The organism is Methylobacterium sp. 88A (genome assembly GCF_000376345.1).
Lineage (GTDB): Bacteria > Pseudomonadota > Alphaproteobacteria > Rhizobiales > Beijerinckiaceae > Methylobacterium > Methylobacterium bullatum.
Window position 1 is genome coordinate 195,247 of sequence record NZ_AQVT01000001.1, and the last position, 19,726, is coordinate 214,972.

Annotated in this window: 18 protein-coding genes; 6 read left to right on the forward strand and 12 right to left on the reverse strand. The window is 67.9% G+C overall.

From position 1 onward, the window contains the following. Positions 1–22: 22 nt before the first annotated feature. The 4 genes from A3OM_RS0100905 to A3OM_RS0100920 form a co-directional block, all read right to left on the reverse strand. Positions 23–2,278 (reverse strand): xanthine dehydrogenase family protein molybdopterin-binding subunit, encoded by a 2,256-nt coding sequence (locus tag A3OM_RS0100905; RefSeq protein ID WP_018041848.1) that lies wholly within the window; start codon positions 2,276–2,278, stop codon positions 23–25. Positions 2,279–2,292: 14 nt separating this feature from the next. Further along, on the reverse strand, positions 2,293–3,306 hold the full coding sequence (locus A3OM_RS0100910) for a xanthine dehydrogenase family protein subunit M (RefSeq protein WP_018041849.1): 1,014 nt from the start codon (positions 3,304–3,306) through the stop codon (positions 2,293–2,295). Beyond that, positions 3,303–3,821 carry a (2Fe-2S)-binding protein gene (locus A3OM_RS0100915; RefSeq protein WP_018041850.1) on the reverse strand — a complete coding sequence of 173 codons (519 nt, stop codon included), beginning with the start codon at positions 3,819–3,821 and terminating at the stop codon, positions 3,303–3,305. Before A3OM_RS0100915 ends, A3OM_RS0100910 begins: the two co-directional genes overlap by 4 nt. Positions 3,822–4,079: 258 nt before the next feature. Continuing rightward, positions 4,080–5,045, reverse strand: coding sequence for a GlxA family transcriptional regulator (locus A3OM_RS0100920; RefSeq protein WP_018041851.1), 966 nt, complete (start codon positions 5,043–5,045; stop codon positions 4,080–4,082). Positions 5,046–5,163: 118 nt separating this feature from the next. Here A3OM_RS0100920 and A3OM_RS0100925 point away from each other — a divergent pair, with 118 nt between their 5' ends. Then, positions 5,164–5,841, forward strand: a complete 678-nt coding sequence (locus tag A3OM_RS0100925; protein WP_026175592.1) for an HD domain-containing protein — start codon at positions 5,164–5,166, stop codon at positions 5,839–5,841. Positions 5,842–6,143: 302 nt separating this feature from the next. Continuing rightward, complete coding sequence (locus tag A3OM_RS0100930) at positions 6,144–7,529, forward strand: dipeptidase (RefSeq protein ID WP_018041853.1); 1,386 nt, start codon at positions 6,144–6,146, stop codon at positions 7,527–7,529. Positions 7,530–7,817: 288 nt separating this feature from the next. Here A3OM_RS0100930 and A3OM_RS0100940 read toward each other — a convergent pair whose 3' ends face one another. The 6 genes from A3OM_RS0100940 to A3OM_RS0100965 all read right to left on the reverse strand — a co-directional run bounded on the left by A3OM_RS0100940 (position 7,818) and on the right by A3OM_RS0100965 (position 13,028). After that, positions 7,818–8,498, reverse strand: coding sequence for a ParA family protein (locus tag A3OM_RS0100940; protein WP_018041855.1), 681 nt, complete (start codon positions 8,496–8,498; stop codon positions 7,818–7,820). Between the two features lie 227 nt (positions 8,499–8,725). Next, positions 8,726–9,133 (reverse strand): DoxX family protein, encoded by a 408-nt coding sequence (locus tag A3OM_RS23325; RefSeq protein WP_018041856.1) that lies wholly within the window; start codon positions 9,131–9,133, stop codon positions 8,726–8,728. Between the two features lie 168 nt (positions 9,134–9,301). Continuing rightward, positions 9,302–9,790, reverse strand: a complete 489-nt coding sequence (cynS, locus tag A3OM_RS23330; RefSeq protein WP_018041857.1) for a cyanase — start codon at positions 9,788–9,790, stop codon at positions 9,302–9,304. Between the two features lie 61 nt (positions 9,791–9,851). Then, the gene (locus A3OM_RS0100955; RefSeq protein ID WP_018041858.1) at positions 9,852–10,814 is read right to left on the reverse strand and encodes an ABC transporter ATP-binding protein; all 963 of its coding nucleotides are present in this window, start codon (positions 10,812–10,814) and stop codon (positions 9,852–9,854) included. Positions 10,815–10,823: 9 nt separating this feature from the next. Then, entirely contained in the window at positions 10,824–11,663 is an 840-nt protein-coding gene (gene ntrB, locus A3OM_RS0100960) for a nitrate ABC transporter permease (RefSeq protein ID WP_018041859.1), read from the reverse strand. Between the two features lie 3 nt (positions 11,664–11,666). Next, positions 11,667–13,028, reverse strand: a complete 1,362-nt coding sequence (locus A3OM_RS0100965; protein ID WP_018041860.1) for a CmpA/NrtA family ABC transporter substrate-binding protein — start codon at positions 13,026–13,028, stop codon at positions 11,667–11,669. Positions 13,029–13,188: 160 nt separating this feature from the next. Between A3OM_RS0100965 and A3OM_RS0100970 the strand changes: the two genes are divergently transcribed. Both A3OM_RS0100970 and A3OM_RS0100975 read left to right on the forward strand, forming a co-directional pair. Further along, positions 13,189–15,105, forward strand: coding sequence for a sigma 54-interacting transcriptional regulator (locus A3OM_RS0100970; protein ID WP_018041861.1), 1,917 nt, complete (start codon positions 13,189–13,191; stop codon positions 15,103–15,105). Between the two features lie 141 nt (positions 15,106–15,246). Continuing rightward, complete coding sequence (locus A3OM_RS0100975; RefSeq protein WP_018041862.1) at positions 15,247–15,822, forward strand: PilZ domain-containing protein; 576 nt, start codon at positions 15,247–15,249, stop codon at positions 15,820–15,822. Positions 15,823–15,830: 8 nt separating this feature from the next. Here the strand turns inward: A3OM_RS0100975 and A3OM_RS0100980 are convergent, their stop codons facing one another. Next, on the reverse strand, positions 15,831–16,757 hold the full coding sequence (locus A3OM_RS0100980) for a LysR family transcriptional regulator (RefSeq protein WP_018041863.1): 927 nt from the start codon (positions 16,755–16,757) through the stop codon (positions 15,831–15,833). A gap of 129 nt (positions 16,758–16,886) precedes the next feature. Here A3OM_RS0100980 and A3OM_RS0100985 point away from each other — a divergent pair, with 129 nt between their 5' ends. Next, positions 16,887–17,819 carry a ring-cleaving dioxygenase gene (locus tag A3OM_RS0100985; protein WP_018041864.1) on the forward strand — a complete coding sequence of 311 codons (933 nt, stop codon included), beginning with the start codon at positions 16,887–16,889 and terminating at the stop codon, positions 17,817–17,819. 56 nt (positions 17,820–17,875) lie between these two features. Continuing rightward, positions 17,876–18,505 (forward strand): alpha/beta hydrolase, encoded by a 630-nt coding sequence (locus A3OM_RS0100990; RefSeq protein WP_018041865.1) that lies wholly within the window; start codon positions 17,876–17,878, stop codon positions 18,503–18,505. Here A3OM_RS0100990 and A3OM_RS0100995 read toward each other — a convergent pair. Continuing rightward, positions 18,463–19,710, reverse strand: coding sequence for a glycosyltransferase family 4 protein (locus A3OM_RS0100995; RefSeq protein WP_026175593.1), 1,248 nt, complete (start codon positions 19,708–19,710; stop codon positions 18,463–18,465). The genes A3OM_RS0100990 and A3OM_RS0100995 overlap by 43 nt on opposite strands. Positions 19,711–19,726 lie beyond the last annotated feature (16 nt).

The window sequence follows — 19,726 nt, forward strand, 5'->3', positions numbered from 1 at the left end:
GTTCGGGCCGCCCCGCTGCGAATCACCCGATGATCTTATCGATGGTGATCGGCAGGTCGCGGATGCGTTTGCCGGTGGCGTGGAACACCGCGTTGGCGATCGCCGCCGCCGTGCCGACGATGCCGATCTCGCCCAGCCCCTTCACGCCCATTGGGTTGGCCTTGTCGTCTTCCTCCACGAAGATCACGTCGATGTCGTGGATGTCGGCATTCACCGGCACATGGTACTCGCCGAAATTGTGGTTCATGAACCGGCCGACCGTATGGTCGAGCATGGACTCTTCCTCCAGCGCCGAGCCGATCCCCATGACCACGCCGCCGAGAATCTGGCTGCGCGCGGTCTTGAGGTTGATGATCCGGCCCGCCGCGATGGCCGAGACGATCCGGGTCAGGCGAACCTGGCCCAACTCCTCGTCGATTTTCACTTCCGCGAACACGGCCGAGTGGGTGTAGGAGGAGAACTCCTTCATGTGGCCGGCATCCGGACCGGCGCTCTCGGTCGCCTCCACCTTGTCGACGCCGGCCGCCTTCATGGCGTCCACGAGGGAGACGCTACGGGACGGGTCGCCGGCCAGCTTGATCCGGCCGCCGGTGAAGACGACGCGCTCGAGATCGACATTGGCGAGCGGCGAGTCGTCCATGGCGCGGGCCATGGCGAAGACGTCCGCCGCGATCTTGCGGCAGGCCTTCATCACCGCAGTGCCGGAGGAGGCCGCCGTCCACGAGCCGCCGGCCACGGGCGCCTCGGCGAGGTCGGTGTCGCCGAGCTTCGTCGTCACGTCTTCCATCGGCAGGCCGAGGGCATCGGCGGCGATCTGGGTGAGGATCGTATAGGTGCCGGTGCCGATATCGCCGGTGGAATTACCGACCACCAGCTTGCCGTCGGCGGTGAGCGTCGCCTGGGCCGAGGATTTCTGCATCAGCGCTTCCCACACGCCGGTGGCCATGCCCCAGCCGACGAGTTCCTTGCCGTCGCGCATGGAACGCGGCTCGGGATTGCGCTCGGACCAGCCGAAGCGCTCGGCGCCCTGCTCGTAGCAAGCGCGCAGGGCCTTCGAGCCAAAGGGCTTGTCCTCGGTGGGGTCGCGGTCGGTGTAGTTCTTGAGGCGCACCGCGATCGGGTCCTGGCCGGTGGCATGGGCCAGTTCGTCCATGGCGATCTCGAGGGCGAACACCCCCGTCACCGCCCCCGGCGCCCGCATGTCAGCGGGGGTGTAGGTGTCGATCTGCGTCAGCTTGTAGTCGAGGGAGACGTTCTCGCAGGCCCCGTAGAGGATGGCCGACCAGTTGACCACGACCTCCTGGTAATCCTCGAACCGCGAGGTGCCCGACAGGGCATCGTGCTTGATCGACCGGAGCTTGCCCCCCTCGTCCGCGCCGAGGGAGATGGTCTGGCGCACGTCGGGGCGGTAGCCGAAGGTGAACATCTGGTCGCGTGTGAGCGTCACCCGCACCGAACGTTCGAGCTCACGCGCGGCCATGACCGCGAGGAAGAGCTGGTATTGCGGGCGCAGGCCGAGGCCGAAGCCGCCGCCGAGATACGGGTTGAGCACCCGCACCTTGTCCTTGTCCATGCCGAACACGCCCGCGATGTAGCCCTGGCTGTTCGAGACACCCTGGATCTTGTCGTAGACGGTGATCGCGCCGTCGCCGTCCCAGACCACGGTGGAGGCATGTGGCTCCATCGGGTTGTGGTGCTCGACGGCGAGGGTGTAGTCGCCTCGCAGCTGTATCGGGGCTGAGGCGAAGGCGGCATCGGCATCGCCCCAGGGCTTGGGCGGCGGCTTGATGCCGGCGCGCTTCTTCGGCGGCTCGTAGCCGAATTCGCGCTGGCGCTCGACATCGGTGAGCGGCTCCTCGGCCTCGTAGGAGACCTTCACCAGGGACGCGGCATAGCGGGCGGTGCCGAAATCCTCGGCCACGACCAGGGCCACCGGCTGGCCGCTGTAATGGATCTTGTCGTCGTAGAGGGCGCGAAACGGCGAGCCGGGGGGCGCCACGGCGTCCTGGTAATTGTAGTCGAGCCAAGCGGTGCGCGGCCGGTTCTCGTGGGTGAAGACCTTGAGCACACCGGGTACGGCTTCCGCCGCTGCGCTGTCGATGGCGGTGATGCGGCCCTTGGCGATGCCGCCGGAGACGACGTAGCCATGGGCGAGATCGGCCGCGGTGAATTCGCCCGCATATTTCGCGAGGCCGGTGACCTTGGCGGGGCCGTCGACGCGGCTACGCGCGGTGCCGACGAAGCTGTCCGTGCCGGTGGAGGAGATGCTGTTTGCCATGTCTGGACGGGTCCTCAGGCGATGCGCTTGTCGGATTGCGACTGGGGCGTGCCGGCAGCGGCCTGGGTCAGGCCCCGGATGATGGCGCGCCGGGCGAGCTCGATCTTGAAACCGTTCTCGGATTGGGGCTTGGCCTCCCGCATCACGATCTCGGCGGCGGCCTCGAAACTCTCGCGGGTGGCGGACTTGCCCTTGAGGGAGGCTTCGGCCTCGGTATTGCGCCAAGGCTTGTGCGCGACGCCGCCGAGGGCGAAGCGGGCCTCGGTGATTGTGTCGCCGTCGAGCTTCATCACGGCGGCCACCGAAACCAGGGCGAAGGCGTAGGAGAGCCTGTCTCGCAGCTTCAGGTAGGTGTGGTGGCCGGCGAAATCCGCGTCTGGAAGATCGACGGAGAGGACGATCTCGTCCGCCTTCAGGGTGGTGTCGTATTGCGGTGTGTCCCCCGGCAGGCGGTGGAACTCGGCGAAGGGGATGCGGCGCTCGCCGCCCGGTCCGGTGACGCGGACCTCAGCCTCGAGGGCCGCCAGCGCCACGCACATGTCGGACGGGTGGGTGGCGATACATGCCTCGCTGGTGCCGAAGATGGCGTGGATGCGGTTGACGCCGCCGATCGCCTGACAGCCCGAGCCCGGCTCCCGCTTGTTGCAGGGCGTCGCCTCGTCATAGAAATAATAGCAGCGGGTGCGCTGGTTGAGGTTGCCGCCCGTGGTGGCGGCATTGCGCAGCTGGCCCGAGGCACCGGCCAGGATCGCGCTCGACAGGAGCGGGTAGCGCTTCCTGATGCGCTCGTCGTAGGCCACCGTCGAGTTTGTGACGAGGGCGCCGATGCGCAGGCCCCCGTCATGGTCCTCGATGGCCTCCAAGGGCAGGCGTGTGATGTCGACGAGGCGCTCGGGCCGCTCGACATTGTACTTCATCAGATCGACGAGGTTGGTGCCGCCGGCGATGAAGCGGGCATTGGCGGCGGAGCCGATGGCCCGCACCGCCTCCTCGACCGTGGTCGGACGAACGTAATCGAAGCGGTTCATCGGGCGGCTCCCGCGTGCATCACGTCTTCGATGGCATCGACGATGTTGGTGTAGGCGCCACAGCGGCAGATGTTGCCGCTCATGGCCTCGCGGATTTCTTCGCGCGACGTGGCGTGACCTTCCGCGATCATGCCGGCCGCCGAGCAGAGCTGGCCGGGGGTGCAATAGCCGCATTGGAAGGCGTCGCGTTCCACGAAGGCGGCCTGGAGCGGATGCATCGCGCCATCCTGGCCGCCGTGCTTGGCCAGCCCCTCGACGGTGACGATCTCGGCGCCGTCCTTCATCACGGCGAGCGCGAGACAGGAATTGATGCGCGTGCCGTTCACCAGCACGGTGCAGGCGCCGCACTGGCCGTGGTCGCAGCCCTTCTTGGTGCCGGTGAGGTCGAGATCCTCGCGCAGCAGGTCGAGGAGGGTGGTCCACGGCGCCACCTGAAGCTCACGAACCTCGCCGTTGATGGTCAGGCTGATGCCGATGGTGGCCGGAGCGCCGGGCGATCCGCTGTCGATGAGCATGGGCGTGTCCTGAAGGATCAGGGGCCGGGCAGAGCACCGGCCGCGTTTCTCGAATGGGCGGAGGCACGAGGGGAAGAAACGTCCACGCCCCGCGCCGGTCCACTCGATAACCGTTCCAATCTGTGCCTGTTCCCGGAAGGGTGGTTTCCTCCTGCGGGAAGGGTGTCGGGTGCTCGGTGGGGCTTGTGAATGGACGAGCGCCGATTCAGCGGAGCCTGAACGGTAGAGCGGGCGTGCAGCTCCGGATGCGCGGGCGGCTCAGCGATGCAGATGCCGTCGACGATACTCCGCGGGCGTCGTCCCGACACGCCGCATGAAGGCCCGCCGGAGGGTGTCGGCGTCGAGGAACCCGCAAGCGTTCGCGATTTGCTTGAGAACGATGTCGTCCGTTTCCAGAAGGCGCCGGACAGCCTCGATCCGGACGTTCTCCACGTAGGCGGCCGGTGTCAGTCCCGTCTCGGTCCTGAACAGGCGCGCGAAATGGCGCGGACTCATCCCCGCTCGCCCCGCGAGCTTCTCGACCGCGTGATCCTCCGCGGGATATGCGGCCACCCAGCGCTGGACTTCCTGCAAGGCCGAGCGGCCGGCCGGTGCACTCAGCCCGCGGCGGCTGAACTGCATCTGCCCGCCGCCGCGTCGAAAGAACATTACGAGCTGGCTGGCGACCCGGCGCGCGATCTCCGCGCCGAGATCCTCCTCGACGAGGGCCAGCGCGAGATCCAGCCCCGCGGTGACCCCGGCCGCCGTCCTCAGCGGGCCGTCGAAGAGGCAGATCGCATCGGCCTCGACCGACGCCTCCGGGTAGCGCGCCGCCAGCACCTCCGCCACGGCCCAATGCGTCGTCACCCTCCGGCCGTCCAGCAGGCCTGCCTGACCGAGCAGGAACGCTCCGCTGCAGACCGAACCGTAGCGCCGGCACTGCGCCGCAGCCGTCACGAGCCAGTCCACCAGACCGTCATCGACGTCCGTCTCGTGCATGCGGGGCGCTCCGGCGACCAGCAGCGTGTCGAAGCCCATCGGATCGAAACCGGGAGCCACGAGATCCGCGACGAGGCGGCGTCCCGACGATGTGAGGATCGTATCGGCGGCCGTCCCGACGATGGCGAGATCGTAGATGGGCTCGCCGCTCTGGACGTTCGCCTCGGCGAAGACGTCGAGCGGGCCGGCCACATCGAGCAATTGGACCCCGGGAAGGGCGAGGATGGCGATGGAGCGGGGCGCCATCGGAGCTCCGTGGCTGAAGATGCATGAACGATGGCAGAAAACGCCGCCATACGACGATTGATGCCAACTATGGAGTTTTGTAGCCCGATGGGAGGCTCAGCGCAAAGGAACCCCGATCTTGAGCATTCCCACCTTGGCAACCGTTCCGGACAGCAAATTGGCCCGTGCCGTCACGGAGTTCGTCCGGGACACGGAAACCGAACTCCTCTTCAATCATTCGAGCCGGGTCTACCAATTCGGCGCCCTGGCAGGCATCCGCCGCGACCTGACCTTCGACCGCGAACTTCTCTACGCGGGAGCGATGTTCCACGATGTCGGCCTCATGCCGGACCACAGCAGCGCGGAGGAGCGCTTCGAGGTCGACGGCGCCAACGCGGCGCGCGACTTCCTGACAGCGCACGGGGTACCGGAGGCGGACGTCTACACGGTCTGGACCGCCATCGCCCTGCACACGACGCCCGGCATCCCGGTCCACATGCATCCGGTCGTGGCGCTCGTCACCGCCGGCGTCGAGATGGACGTGCTCGGCCTGACCTACGGAGAATACTCCGACGCCGAGCGTGAGGCGGTGGTGTCCGCGTTCCCGCGGACGCCCGAATTCAAGGAGGACATCATCCAAGCCTTCTACGACGGCATCCGACACAAGCCGGATACGACGTTCGGCAACGTCAAGGCGGACGTCATCGCCGACAAGGAACCGAGCTTCCGCAAGGGCAACTTTTGCGACCTGATCCGTCGCTCGCGTTGGCCTACCGGGGCCCACGCTTCGGGATGCGGCTGCGCTCAGCACGCGTGACGCGCGGGCCTTCTCGGCGAGCGGGGAGATCCTTGTCCAGCGCCGCGACCGACGGCTTCATAGCCATGCGGGACGGTGCGGACGCAGGGCCGACGCCTTGGCCTCAGATGCCGTCTACACGGGTCCGAGCACTGCTCGATGCCCCCGGAAATTGCGGTTTCGGGGGTGTCGACCCTTGAACTCTCCTTAACCGAACGCCTTCCAGCCCAGTTTGCAGCCCTGAACGGCCATGTCCGCGGTTTGCGCCCACCCATCCCCTCGGCTAACCCTGTCGCCATCCCCGCTTGCCACAAGGACGCGCGATGGCCGCCCTCGACCCGGTTCTCAACGATATCGACCGCGACCTCGACAATGCCCTGGAGCGGCTGTTCGCCTTCCTGCGGATCCCGTCGATCTCCACCGATCCAGCCTATGCCGGGCATTGCCGCGATGCGGCGCAGTGGCTCGAGGGCAATCTGACGGCGCTCGGGTTCGAGACGGCCATCCACGAGACCTCGCTGCATCCGGTGGTGCTGGCGCATGCGCCGAAACCCGGCAAGCCGCACGTGCTGTTCTATGGCCATTACGACGTGCAGCCGGTGGATCCGCTGAACCTGTGGGAGACGCCGCCCTTCGAGCCGCGCCTATCGCTGAACGCCAAGGGCGAGAAGCAGATCGTGGCGCGCGGCGCCTCGGACGACAAGGGTCAGGTCATGACCTTCGTCGAGGCCTGCCGCGCCTTCATCGCCATGGAGGGCGAACTGCCCTGCGGCGTCACCCTGCTGATCGAGGGCGCCGAGGAGAACGGCTCTCAAGGCCTGCCCGAATGGGTCGCGGCCAACCGCGACAAGCTTGCCGCCGACATCGTCCTCGTCTGCGACACCAGCATGTGGAACTCCACCACGCCGGCCATCACCACGTCGCTTCGGGGGCTCGCTTATTTCGAGGTCAAGGTCACCTGCGCCGACCGTGACCTGCATTCGGGCTTCTTCGGAGGTGCCGCGCGCAACCCGATCCACGTCCTGTCGACAATCATCGCCGACCTGCACGATTCGGATGGAAGAGTGGCCCTGCCGGGCTTCTACGACGGCGTGCGCGAGACGCCCGCCGACATTCTGGAGCAGTGGCGCGGGCTCGACTTCACGGCCGAGAAGTTCCTCGGCCCAATCGGCCTCAAGGAGCCTGCCGGCGAGCGCGGTCGGATGCTGATCGAGCTGATCCAGTCGCGCCCGGCCTGCGACGTCAACGGCATCATCGGCGGCTATACCGGCGAGGGCACCAAGACGGTCATCGCGGGAGAGGCCAGTGCCAAGGTCTCGTTCCGCCTCGTGGACGATCAGGACCCCGAGCAACTCGCGAAGACCTTCGAGGCCTTCGTGCGTGAGCGCATCCCGTCGGACTGCTCGGTGGAGGTGATCTGCTACAAGGGCAGCCGCGCCATCAGCCTGCCCTTCGACATGCCCGAACTGGACATCGCGAGGGGGGCGCTCGCCGAGGAATGGGGCGTGCCGGCCGTGACCATCGGTGCGGGCGGCTCGATCCCCATCGTCGGCGATTTCAAGCGGCTGCTCGACCGCAACACGCTCCTCATCGGCTTCGGCCTCGACGACGACCGCATCCACTCGCCCAACGAGAAGTACGACCTCAAGAGCTTCCACAAGGGCACCCGCTCCTGGGCGCGCATCCTGGCGGCATTCGGGGAGCGCTGAGCGGGTTTCGCGTCCTGAAACCCGAGACATCGACAGAGCTCGTTTGCGGTGTTCGTCCAAGGCTTCACCTCATCCTGAGGTGCCGCATAGCGGCCTCGAAGGAGGCTTCCAGGGATTGCGCGCCGATTGGAGGCCTCCTTCGAGGCCTCCGCTACGCTCCGGCGCCTCAGGATGAGGAGGTCTGCTTGGATGATCGACTCTGCCATGAGTATCCGCCGCGAGCCGATCAGGCAGGCTTCAAAAAAAATCAAGGCGCTGTGACGGGTCGGTTCGCCGATGCGAATCCGGTCAGGATGCTTCCGCACCCGATCGGCTCATCTTCGCGTCGAGCCAGCCCCACAGGGCGCGGATCTCCTCGGCGGCCCGGCCGCAGGGCGCGTATTCGGTGACGCCGAGGCCGGAGGCCACGGCGTCCTGGTGATCCACCCGGTGCACGATGCTGGGTTCGGCAAGCACGCCCAGCGAGCGGAGTTGCGCCGCATAGGCATCCGTGCGCGGGGAGGGCGGGGGCGGGCATTGGTTGAGGACGAGGGCCAGCCGGCTCCGCATCCCGAGGCCCACGAGGGTCTGGAGGGTCGGCCTCGCGGCCACGAGGTCGAGCCGCGACGGGCGCACCGGCACGACCACGAGGTCGGCCGTGCGCAGGGCCGGGGCCAGACCCGTGGCGGTGCCGGCGGTGTCGATGACGACGAGGGTGGTTCCGTTCTCGCGGCAGCCTTCCAGGATCTCGGGCATCTGCCCGATCTCCCAGGCCTGGATGCGCTCGACGGTCACTCCGTCCTTGCGACGCAGGGCGCCCCAGCCGGCCAGCGACCCCTGCGGATCGAGGTCGAAGGCGATCACGCGTTCGCCGTCCTCCGCCGCCGCCACGGACAGGGAAGCGGCGAGGCTCGTCTTGCCGGTGCCGCCCTTCTGCACGGCCACGGCGACGACGCGGATGCGGCGGTCGTCGGTAGGCTCCTCCGTCATCACGCCGGCCCCCCGACGCGCGGCCCCGGAGTGTCGTCAGGCGCCATGCGACCCGCCTCCGTCACCTCTACGACCCGGCATCGGCTGCGACCGGTGCGACCGTGAAGGCGACACAGCCGCCGGCTTCAGGGGGCGCCGTATGGCAGGAATCGTCTCTGGATCGGACGGAGCGCGGCTCCTCCGATCGATCCGGCCGGGCATCGCCGGCGCGAGCCCCGAGCCCCGGCTCAGAACCGCCCGCGGCGCCGCGCGTCGAGGCTCCACGGACCGGCGCCGGCCGCGGCGAGGTAGAGAAAAAGGAAGCAGAACAGGATGGCCGCGTCGCCGCCGTTCGAGGCCGGGAACTGGCTCTTCGGCGCATGGGCGATGAAATAGGCGAAGGCCATCTGGCCGGAGAGGATGAACGCCACCGGCCGGGTGAACAGGCCGAGGACGATCAGCGCGCCGCCGACGATTTCGAGGACGGCCGCGAACCAGAAGAGTGTGAACAGCGCCGGTGCCGCCCCGCCGTCCATGCGCACGGGGAACCCGAACAGCTTCTGCGTGCCGTGCTCCAAGAACAGCACGCCGGCGACGATGCGCAGGACGCTGAGAAGCCGGGGTGCCCAGTTGGCCGAGATCGCGTTGAGGTTCATGCGGAAACAATCTCCGAGGGGGAGGGCCGTGCGTGCGGCCAAGCCTCCGCAATCAGCACGAAACCCCCTCCGCCGTCGACTCGCCGCGCGTGAGAAAAGTCACCGCGGCCTCTTTTGAAGCCGCGGTGCCGCTACAGTCCAGAACGCTTGCGAAGCATGGCCCCAGATTTACGGCTCCTTGAAGCCGTAATCCGGCACGCCTTCTTCGTTGTCATAATATTTATATGGCAAAAACTTTCCGGACAAGTTCATTTTCACCCGGTCGCCCTTGTTGTTTGGCTCTCGTTCCATGGTCATGTTGAAATCGATCGCCGACATGATGCCGTCACCGAAATCCTCCTGGATCAGTTCTTTCCAGGTGGTGCCGTAGACCATCACCAACTCATAGAAGCGGTAGATCAGCGGGTCGGTGGGCGGCATCTGCGGGATCGAGCCGCGATAGGGCGCCTCGTTCAGCATCCGCTCCTCGGATTCGGTCAGGCCGAACAGCTCCGCCGCCTTCTTCGCCTGGGCTTTGGGCAGCTTCATCTGCCCCATGCAGGCGGCGGTGATGAGGATCGGCGAGAGTCCGCCGATCTCGGCCTGGATGTGCTTCCAGGTCCAGCCCTTCTCGCGCTTGATGTCGAGGAGCTTTTCCGTGAGGTCTTCGCGCTTCATGTGAGGTCTCCGATGAAGGAACGTGGGTGAGAGGCGGCGCGCGGATCCGAGAGCCGCGGATTCACGAGGCGGCGGGGACGGGGATCGGCTCCGGCCCGTCCGAACCCGGCCGCACCACTGGCGGGTGGCGCTGGTCGTAGCCGGCCGGCATGGCGTCCCGCAGGCTCTTCGAGCGGCTGACGAGGAAGTCCATCAGGTGGTTGCGCAGGGCGTAGTAGCCCGGCGCGTGATGGAGGTTCGCGCGCTCGCGGCGCTTGGGCAGCGGGTTCTCGACGATCTCCGCCACCTTGGCCTCGGGGCCGTTGGTCATCAGCACGATGCGGTCGGCGAGGTAGATCGACTCGTCGACATCGTGGGTGATCATGAAGACGGTCTGGCCGGTCTCGATGCAGATGCGGCGCACCTCGTCCTGCAGGGTGCCCCGCGTGAGCGCGTCCAGCGCCGAGAACGGCTCGTCCATGAGCAGGATCTTGGGCTCGATGGCGAGCGCCCTGGCGATGCCGACACGCTGCTTCATGCCGCCCGAGAGTTCGGACGGGCGCTTATGCTCGGAGCCGGCGAGGCCCACCGTGGCGATGGCCTTGCGGGCGCGCTCCTCCACCTCGGCGCGGGACGCCTTGCGCCAGCGTGAGGAGACCGCATAGGCGACGTTGCCGAGCACCGTGCGCCAGGGCAGCAGGGCATGGCCCTGGAAGATCACCGCCCGGTCGAGGCTGGTTCCCTCGATCGCCTGCCCGTCGACGATGACGACGCCCTCGCTCGGCGCCTCCAGCCCGGCCAGGATGTTGAGCACCGTGGTCTTGCCGCAGCCGGAATGGCCGATCATGCAAACGAACTCGCCCCGCCGCATGGGCAGCCACAGGTTCTCGAACACGGTGTTTGGCTTGCCGCCGGGGGCGGGATAGCGCCGGGCGATCCCCTCGATGGAGATGAACTTCTCAGACGACGACATGCGGCTGGTCCCGGCGGCGGGGTCGGGAGCGGCGCTCGCGGAGCGCCGCGCGAAGGGGAGGAGTTGGCTCATGGCGCGGCCTCACTCGGGGAAGGTGACGAGGCGCTGCGCGCGCGCCAGCAGCTGGTCGAGGATCATGCCCACGAGGCCGATGACCAGGATCGAGACGATCACATTGGTGATCGAGAGGTTGTTCCACTCGTTCCAGACGAAGTAGCCGATGCCGGTTCCACCCACGAGCATCTCGGCCGCCACGATGACGAGCCAGGCGATGCCGACGGAGATGCGCATGCCGGTGAGGATCGTGGGCGCGGCCGCCGGCAGGATGACTGTGAAAGCGCGCCGGATCGGCCCGACCTCCAGGGTCCGGGCCACGTTCAGCCATTCCTTGCGCGTTCCGGCGACGCCGAAGGCGGTGTTGATCAGCATCGGCCAGAGCGAGCAGATGAAGATCACGAAGATCGCCGACAGGCTGGAATCCTTGATCGTGTAGAGGGCGAGCGGCATCCAGGCGAGGGGCGAGACCGGCTTCAAAAGCTGGATGAACGGGTCGAGCGCCCGGCCCATCAGCGGCGACATGCCGATGAGGAAGCCGATGGGGATGGCCACCAGCACCGCGAGACCGTAGCCCAGCGCCACCCGGCCGATGGAATAGGCGAGCTGGATGCCGAGACCCTTGTCGTTGGGGCCGCGATCGTAGAACGGGTCCCTCAGGTGCTTCCAGGCGGTGGCGGCGACGTCGAGAGGCCCCGGCATCGCCGACTTGCCGGTGGTGGCGCTCGCACCCATGAGGGCCGCGTATTCCGGGTCCATGACCTCGGTCTTGGCGATCCCGCCCACCGCGATCTGCCAGAGCAGCAGGAAGGCGGCGAGGACGGCCAGGGAGACGATGCCGGCGCGGAGCGAGAGGGAGGCCTTCATGGCTCAGCCCGCCCGCTTGATGGCGAAGGAGTTCAGATACTCCTCGGGCTTGGCCGGATCGAAGGCCTTGCCCATCACCGAGAAGGATTTCGACGTGGCGGTCGGCGGGGTGAGGCCGGCCTCCTTCATCAGCCGGGCGGCGTCGGTGGCGAGATAGACCTTCTCGGCCACAGCCTTGTAATCGACATCGCCCTTGATCTGACCCCACCGCTTCATCTGGGTCATGATCCAGACCGCGAAGGACGACCACGGGAAGGCGTCGAAATCGACGCGGTCGGGCACCTTGCGGACGTTGCCGAGGCCGTCGGCGAAGGTTCCGGTGAGCACCTGTTCCACCACCGTCACCGGCTGGTTGAGGTAGTTGGCCGGCGCGATCTGCGCGGCGATCTCCTTGCGGTTCTCGATCTTCGAGGCATAGGCCGTCGCCTCGATCACCGCGCGGAGCAGGGCGGCGTAGGTGTTCGGGGTCTGGGTGACGAAATCCTGCGAGGCCGCAAAGGCGCAGCACGGGTGCCGGTCCCAGATCTCCTTCGACAGGATGTGGATGAAGCCGACGCCGTCATAGACCGCGCGCTGGTTCACCGGGTCGGGCGCCAGGAACCCGTCGATATTGTCGGCGCGCAGGTTGGCGACCATGTCCGGTGGCGGGACGGCGCGGATCTGCACGTCGGTATCCGGGTCGATCCCGGCTTCCGCGAGGTAGTAGCGCAGCAGGTAATTGTGCATCGAATAGTCGAAGGGCACCGCGAGCTTGAAGCCCTTCCAGCTCTTCGGGTCGCGTCTGTCCTTGTGCTTCATCGCCAGGGTGATCGCCTGGCCGTTGACGTTCTCCACCGCCGGCATCGTGTAGGGGACGGGTGTCGATCCGACCCCGAGCGAGATGGCGATGGGCATCGGCGCCAGCATGTGGGCGGCGTCGTATTCCTTGTTCAGGGTCTTGTCGCGGATCACTGCCCAGCCGGCGGTCTTCACCACCTCCACGTTCAGCCCCTGCTTCTCGTAGAAGCCCATGGGTTTCGCCATGATGATCGGCGTGGCGCAGGTGATCGGGATGAAGCCGACCTTCAGATCGGTCTTCTCGGGCTTCGCCCCTTGCGCGAAGGCCTCCGCCACGAATTTGGTGGGGAAGAACTGGCTCACGGCGGCCAAAGCTGTCGCCGCTCCTACGCTCCTGAGGAAGGCGCGCCGCTGCGCATCCTCGGGGAACAGAGCCCGCATCACCGCGCCTTCGACGGCCCGCGTGACCGCGGCGTCGCCGGACGGAGCTTCGGCATCGTGCGCGGCTTGATCGCGATGGTTTCCGCAGGAGCAGCCCCCGCGCTTCAAGGTCAGCCGGGCGTTGAACGGATCGTCGAAGAGCGCCATGTCGCGGACCTTTCTGCGGAGACGCCATTCTCATGGCAAACGCTGTGCCAGCCACCATTCCAATAAAAAGTACAACCGAAACAATGGCTTGAGATAAGGATGCATGCTACGAAATATCGTCGATTACGGTTTTTCGTGACCTGTGCTACGAAATATCGTGATGGAAAGATCAGACGCGCCGACCGCCTCGCCCTATGGCCCCGCCTTCGACAGGGCGGCGGAGGCGATGCTGGTGCTCGATCCGGTGGCCGACGAGATCCGGGACGCCAACCCGGCCGCCGCGCGGCTGCTCGGCTACGATCCCGATGTCCTGCGGGGCATGCGCGTCACCGGCCTTCATTCCGACCAGGTGCCGACGCTGATCGTGTTCACCCAGGCCGTGCAGGCGCGGGGCCGCGACTGGACCCACGCCCTCTCGCCGAGGCACGCCGAGGGGCACGGCCTCCATGTGGAATATAGCGGGACGATCCTGCCGGGTGAGCCGGCGCTCCTCCTCGTCAGCCTGTTCGACCTCGACGAGCGCCGCCGCCGCCTCGTGGATACGGAGGCCGACGCGCATATGCGCGCCGGCCTGACCGAGTGGCAGCGGATGGAGCGGATCTTTCGCGATATCGAGCGCGAGAACCAGCTGATCCTGCGCGCGGCCGGCGAGGGCATCTACGGGGTCAATGCCGAGGGCATCACCACCTTCATCAACCCGGCGGCCGAGCGGATGCTGGGCTGGGACGCGGCCGATCTCGTCGGGCGCGACATGCATGCCACCGTCCACCACAGCCACCCGGACGGCTGCCATTACCCGCACCAGGATTGCCCGATCTACGCCGCCTTCCGCGACGGGGCCGTGCATCAGGTCGACACCGAGGTGTTCTGGCGCCGGGACGGCACTCCGATCTTCGTGGAATACACCTCGACGCCGATCCGCGACCGGGGCCGGCTCCTCGGCGCGGTCATCGTGTTCCGCGACATCAGCCAGCGGCGGGAGGCCGACGAGCGCCTGCGCCAGGCCCTGGCGGAGGTCGATTCCCTGCGCCAGCGCCTTGAGCTCGAGAACGCCTATCTGCGCGAGGAAATCCGCGAGGGCGGGCACCACCAGGGCATCATCGGCCGTTCTCCGGCCATCGAGGCGACCCTCCGGCAGATCGACCTCGTGGCCGGCACCGACGCCACCGTCCTCGTCACCGGCGAATCCGGCACCGGCAAGGAGCTCATCGCCCGCGCCATCCACGAGGCGAGCCGCCGCCGGGACCGGCCGCTGATCCGGGTGAACTGCGCGGCGATCCCGCGCGAGCTGTTCGAGAGCGAGTTCTTCGGCCACGCCAAGGGCGCCTTCACCGGCGCCCTGCGCGACCGGGTCGGGCGGTTCGAGCTCGCCGATGGCGGCACCCTGTTTCTCGACGAGGTCGGCGAAATCCCCATCGACCTGCAGGGCAAGCTCCTGCGGGTGCTGCAGGAGCGGCAATTCGAGAGGGTCGGCGAGGAGCGCACCCGCCTCGTCGACGTCCGCCTCGTGGCCGCCACCAACCGCGACCTCAAGGCCGAGGTGAAGCGGGGGCGCTTTCGCGAGGATCTCTACTTCCGCCTCAACGTCTTCCCCATCGCGGCCGTGCCCCTGCGCGAGCGGCCCGAGGATATTCCCCTCATCGCCCAGCACTTCCTGAAGGGCGTGGCCCGGCGCCTCGCCATGCCCGACCTGCGTCTCACGGAAGGCGATGTCCGCCGCCTCGCGCGCTACGACTGGCCCGGCAATGTCCGCGAGTTGGAGAACATCGTCGAGCGGGCGGCGATCCTGGCCGTGCGCGGGCGGTTGCGGTTCGACCTGCCCGAGGCCGAGGGCAGCGGTCCCGTCGAGGGGCGGCGCCCGCAGGGCGAGGTCGCGGCCGGCGCCACCCCCGCCACCGAGGCCGAGCGAAGGGCACGCGACCGGGCCGACATCTCGGCCGCCCTGGTCTTGAGCAAGGGCCGCGTCTTCGGGGCCGGAGGGGCGGCCGAACTGCTCGGCGTCAAGCCGACGACGCTCGCCTCCCGCATCAAAGTGCATGGCCTGACGGGGGTCGGCCGGTCGGGCGGCGGAGCCTGATCCGATCCGCTTCACTCGCCTTACGTGTAATGGCTGTAGACTGAGTTGTTGATGCAGGATATTGAATCGAATTCTCTCGATCGTGAAAGCTTCGCCTGAAGACTCGCCAGCATAGGAAGGCTCAACGCAACAAGGAATGCGATGAGCGACAGGCGGTCGGAGGCGCGATACAAGGTCATCCTGCCAGCTCTTTGCTGGGGGCGGCATCGGCAGAATTTCTATGCGGTCACCGACGATCTCTCCTCGGACGGAATTCGTTTCAAGTCCTCGGTCGTGCCCGCCGTCGATGAGCGACTGACCTGCAGTATCCGCCATGCCGGATCTATCGAAGCCATCGTCGTGCGAGCGGAGACATCCGCCTTCGCCATACGGGTTCTAAGCGCCGACCATCCCCTCGGGCTCGTGGTGCAGAGCCTCCTCAGCGTCGCGAAATCGCAAAATCCCCCGCCCCTGGTGACGCGCGCCTTTCCGCGCATCGTGCCGGAGATCCAGGACGTGCTGGTCACGACGGAGGCCGGATCGATGCTGCCGGGCCGTGTCATCAACATCTCGGCATCGGGGGTCGCCGTCTCCATGGAAGAGCCCCTCGACGTCGGCACGCTGATCGTCATCGGCAGGACCAGGGCCAAGGTCGCCCGCCGGTTCGACAACGGCATCGGCGCGGCCTTCCTCTCGCCGCTCCACGCGGACGCGGTCGGCCCGCATGTCGTGCTCTGATCGCGGCCTCAGGGCTGTACGGCGGCGCCGTTCGACCAGGGGGCCGCCGCGAACCGGGCCGCCAGGAAGGCGATGAGTGCGAGGACGCGGGCGGGGCGCGGGTCGCCCGGCGGCGTGACCAGATGCAGGGCGATGGGCGGCAGGTCCCAACCGTGCAGCACCCGTTCGAGCCGCCCGGCCCGAAGATCCTCCCAGACCATGAAATCCGGTTGGACGGCGAAACCGAGTCCGGCGCGAAGGGCGGGGGTCAGGGCGTCGGCATTGTTGGCCCGCAGCGGCCCGGCAGGGACGATGGCCGCTTCCTCGCCCTCGCGGCTGGTGAAGATCCAGCGGTCCGGGCTCGGCAGGTAGGCGTAGCCGAGGCAGGGATGGCGGGCGAGGTCGCGCGGATGCTCCGGCCGGCCATGCCGGTCGAGATACTCCGGCGATGCCACGAGGGCGCGGTTCACGAGGCAGAGGCGCCGCGCCCGCAGGGAGGAATCCGCCAGCGCGGCGATGCGCAGGCCGATATCGAAGCCCCCGCCCACGAGATCGACCAACGCATCGCTGAGATGGAGATCCACCGAGACTTCCGGATACTGGCCCAGGAAATCCGGAAGGATCGGGGCGACGTGGAGAATCCCGAACGACATGGGGGCGGCGAGCCTCACCATGCCGCGCGGAACCGATGACGAGGCCGTGGCCTGGGCTTCCGCCGCTTCACCCTCCGCGAGGATGCGCGCGGCCCCCTCCCGCGCCGCATGGCCAAGTTCCGTCAGGGCGATCTTGCGTGAGGTCCGATGGAACAGGCGACCGCCGATCCGGCCTTCGAGGCGGGTGATCGCCTTGGAGACCGTGGCCTTCGACAGGCCGAGTTCATCCGCCGCCCGCCCGAACGCACCCGTCTCCGCGACTTTGGCGAAGATTGCCCAGGCTTCGAAATCCGGCAGTTTCATAGGCGCAGTTCCAGAAACGATAGGTTTCCATCGTTTCTGTTTTCATGCGGCATGCCAAGCCCCAGATTGTCGTCATCACGAAGCGGCGCGGTGGTCATCCACCGGCCAGCGCGTCCGGGAGACACGACCATGTCCGATAACGGCCTGCACCACGTCACCGCCTATGCCGGCGACATCCAGCGCAACCTCGATTTCTACCGACGCGTCCTCGGCCTGCGCCTGGTGAAGAAGACCGTCAATTTCGACGATCCCTCGACCTATCACCTCTATTACGGCGACGAGGCCGGACGGCCCGGCACGATCCTGACGTTCTTTCCCGTCGCCCATGCCGCGCGGGGACGGGTCGGGATCGGCGAGACGCAGGAGACCGCCTTCCGCGTTCCCCGCGCCTCCATCGGCTGGTGGACTCACAGGCTGATCGAGAAGGGCGTCGACCATGACGCCCTGGTTCAGCTCTTCGGCGAGCCGGTCCTCCGCCTGCGCGATCCCGACGGGATGGTGCTGGCCCTGGTCGGGGTCGACGACGCCACCGAGGGGGCGTCTTCCCGGACCGGTGCCGAGGTTCCGGCCGAGCACGCCATCCGGGGCTTCCACGGCGTCACCCTGCTCCTCAAAGAGGCGGAGCCGACGGCGCGGATCCTCACCGGGGTGTTCGGCTTTTCCGAGGCCGGACGCGACGGGGCGATGACCCGCTACGCCAATGGCGGTGCTCTCGGCGGGTTCGTCACCCTCCGGGCGGTGGGCGAGTTCCTGCGCGGACGGCCCGGAGCCGGCTCGGTCCATCACATCGCCTTCCGGGCGAAGGACGATGCCGAGCAGGCCGCCATGGTGGCCGATCTCACCGGCACCCACGGCCTGCAGGTGACCGAGCAGCGCGACCGCGCCTATTTCCGCTCGGTCTACTTCCGCGAGCCCGGCGGTGTGCTGTTCGAGATCGCCACCGACATCCCGGGCTTTGCCGTCGACGAGCCGGCCGAGGCCCTGGGCGAGGCGCTCAAGCTCCCCGCCTTCCTCGAAGCGCACCGCGCGCGGATCGAGGAGGTTCTCCCCGTCATCGCCTGACACGGCCGCCCCTCCGCGAGGAGGGGCGGTTCCCACGCACTCTTCGCGAGGCCGTCATGACCAAGCTGTCCTTCACTCACCGTTTCGAGCCCGCGACCGTGGCCGGCTCGCCTCCGCTCCTGCTGCTCCACGGCACCGGCGGCGACGAGAGCGACCTGCTGCCCCTGGGTCGCGCCGTCTCGCCGGGCTCCGCCCTGCTGTCGCCGCGCGGACCCGTCCCGGAGAACGGCATGCCGCGCTTCTTCCGGCGTCTCGCCGAGGGGGTCTTCGACGAGGCCGACCTCCGGCGCCGTGCGCGGGAGCTCGCGGATTTCATCGCGGAGGCCCGTGAGGCCTACGGCATCGCCGCACCGGTGGCGCTCGGCTTCTCCAACGGCGCCAACATCGCCGCCGCCCTTCTCCTGCTCCATCCGGGCGTGCTGGCGGGAGCGGCATTGCTCCGGCCGATGATGCCGCTGGCGGAACCGCCCGTTCCCGACCTGACCGGCACGCCCGTGCTGATGCTGTCGGGCATGGCCGATCCGATCGTGCCGGCCGAGAACGCCGCGCGTCTCGCCGGAATCCTCGGCCGGGCCGGGGCGGATGTGGCGCACGACATCCAGCCGGCGGGGCACGGGCTCGGCCAGGCCGACGTCACGGCGGTTCAGGCGTGGATGGCCCGGATGGTCGAGGGGGAGCGCGCGTAAGCGAGGCTGCTTCGGTAGACCGCCTCGATCCCGTCGAGATGCCGGTCGAGGGTCAGCGGATCGGCCCAGAACAGGTCGTAGGCCGCATCCGACATCCGGCGCGCCTCCGCGTCGTCGGAAAGACGCATGAGGGCGGCGGCGAGGGAATCCGGTTTGCCGGACGCGAACCAGAGACCGTTGACGCCGTCCTCCACCGCCTCCCGTCCGGCGCAGATGTCGCTGACGATCACCGGCGTCCCCGCTGCCAGCGCCTCGAGTACGGTGAGGGGCTGGCCCTCGTACCAGACCGAGGGGAAGACGAGGGCGCGGGCCGCGCGCATCAGCGCCTTGACCTCGGCCGGGTTCTTCCAGCCGAGGAAGCGGGCCTCCGGATAGTCCGACTCCAGCTGCGCCCGCTGCGGGCCGTCGCCGACGAAGACGGCCGTCTGCCCGGCGAGGCGGGCGGCCTCGGCGAAGACGTTCGCGCCCTTCTCGGGGGAGACCCGCCCGACGAAGACGATGTCGCCCAGCGGCCGATCCGCCTTCCGGCCGAGGGGCTCCGCGTCCACCGGGTTGGAGACCTCGAAATAGCGTGTCCGTTTCGGCAGGTAGGGGGCCAGAACGGTCTTCTGCAGCCGGCTGATGGTGATGACGGTGGCCGCGCTGCCCACCAGCCCCGACCCCCGCATCAACGCATGACGGCCGACCCGCATCAGTTTGCGGGCATAGCTCCGCGAGTCGCAATTGTAGGCGATGCAGGCGGGCGAGAGCGGGGTCCGGTGGCAGGCGGCCGAGATCGGGTAATCGTAGAAGCCGCCATTGGGGCAGGCGAGGTAGTATTCGTGCATGGTGAACACCACCGGAACCCTCGTCGCCTTCAGCACCGGTCCGATGGAGGGCGACAGGGCCTTGGCCCAGCCATGGACGTGGACGACGCTGTCGCTCGGGTCGTAGCCGGAGAGGAGCGCTTGGAGGCGGAGCGCCGCCGGCCGGTTCCAAAGCCATTGCACGCCGAAACTGGCGAGGGAGGTGGTGAGCGCCACGTCGGTCTGGCCAAGCACGATCACCGCGATGCCGGCGGCCGCGAGACGCGGATCGGCCGGGCCGACGGCTGCGAAGAACACGACCCGATGGCCACGCCCGGCGAGGCCGAGCGCGCTCTCGATGGCGACCTTCGCCTGCCCGCCGTTGATGAAGGCGTGATCGGCGACGATGATGATGGTCATGACCGCATCGGACCGG